Raw genomic sequence first — 1,442 nt, forward strand, 5'->3', positions numbered from 1 at the left:
CGCCGAAAAGCGCGAAACGTCATGAGAAGGGCCCCGATCGGGGCCCTTCTCATGACGTCACCTGGCACATATTTCCTCCGGCCAACTGGCGCATATTTGCTCCGGCGTTGACAGGAGGTACCGATCGTGCTGTGACCATCCGCATGGTTTACCTTTCCCGGCGGGTTTCCCCGGGGTGTGACGGGCTTCAAGCGCCGTCCTCCGACAGGCTCAGCGCGTCTTCGATGCCCTCGGATTACCCTTACGCACCATTATGGTCGCCTTGTGCATGTGTCGGCTCCCTATTTCTCTCCCGCCGGCCGCCAGGCAATTTCGGCATCGAGCTTGTAGGACCAGGGAAGCCCGGCGTTCTGCCAGCCATTCACGTCGCGCCGGCCGGTCGCCTTGTCGGAATCGCCTTCGAAGCCCTCGACGATGCTCCAGACATTGCTGTAGCCGGCTTTAGCCAGTGCCGCCGCCGCCTCCGCAGATCGCCCGCCGGAGCGGCACATCACGAAGACGGGATCGCCCTTGTCCCGCCCCTCTGCAGCGATCACGGCGTCGACGCCGGCGACGAAGTCCGGATTGCGCGCCATCGCATAGCCGCCGCGCTTGGGGTCGAAATTGTGCGTGGCGAAGGCAAGCGGAACATTGGCGTCCGTCCCCTCGGCATTGCCGACAAAGTTGATTTCAAGCGGGTCGCGGACGTCGATGAAGACGATGCCTGGCTCCTCGGTCAGGGCCGCGTGCGCGTCCTCGGGCGTCAGGTAGAGCCCGAGTGGCGTTGTCTTGCCCTTCGGCAGAGCGCGGGCATCGACGCTGCTGTCGATCTCTCCCGCAAAGGCAGGGAAGACGGCGAGAATCGCAGCGACCGCGAGGGCTGTTACCCGAAATTTCATGATGCTGGTCTCCTTTCGATGAGGGAGTATGGTACGCCGAGCTGCCGCGAGATGTGTCCAAAGATGGGCAGTCGCGGATCCATCGAATCCACTCCCGTTCGGATCATTTGCACCGTCCGTGAGCCGGCGCGCTGGCCATGGTGGACGCTAGGCGCGGTGTCGTTCGCGGGGTTTGACATGGATCAAGTCGATGGGCGTCTTAAGGAAATGGCCGAGGGCAAACCCAACCTTTTCGTGGTGCCGCCTGAGCGATCTGGCTGATGAGGAATGGCGGGTGATCGAGCTTCACCTTCCGCCTTTCCATACTATGGTACGGCCTACGCTTGGCCAATGCCTGAGATCATAAATCTGATGTTCTGTTTGATACGCGGCATCTCCACGATGAACATCTCAGTCCCTCCGGTCCACCTTGCCGTCACTCCGTCTCAGGCGATCGGTTGCCCGGCGACAGAGCCGCGATGATCGCCTTCTGGATGGGCTCGTCCTGCGCCGCGACAGCCGCGGTCAGTGACAACAGGCGTTGTCGTGTCTCGTAGAGCTGATCGGCCAAGGTCAACACCACCG

At 62.1% G+C, this 1,442-nt stretch carries 1 protein-coding gene; it reads right to left on the reverse strand.

From position 1 onward, the window contains the following. Window positions 1-281: 281 nt before the first annotated feature. Window positions 282-878 carry a rhodanese-like domain-containing protein gene (locus VQ045_RS21665; RefSeq protein WP_331831600.1) on the reverse strand — a complete coding sequence of 199 codons (597 nt, stop codon included), beginning with the start codon at window positions 876-878 and terminating at the stop codon, window positions 282-284. Window positions 879-1,442 lie beyond the last annotated feature (564 nt).

The sequence above is a fragment of the Aurantimonas sp. E1-2-R+4 genome (genome assembly GCF_036549515.1).
Taxonomy (GTDB): domain Bacteria; phylum Pseudomonadota; class Alphaproteobacteria; order Rhizobiales; family Rhizobiaceae; genus Aurantimonas; species Aurantimonas coralicida_A.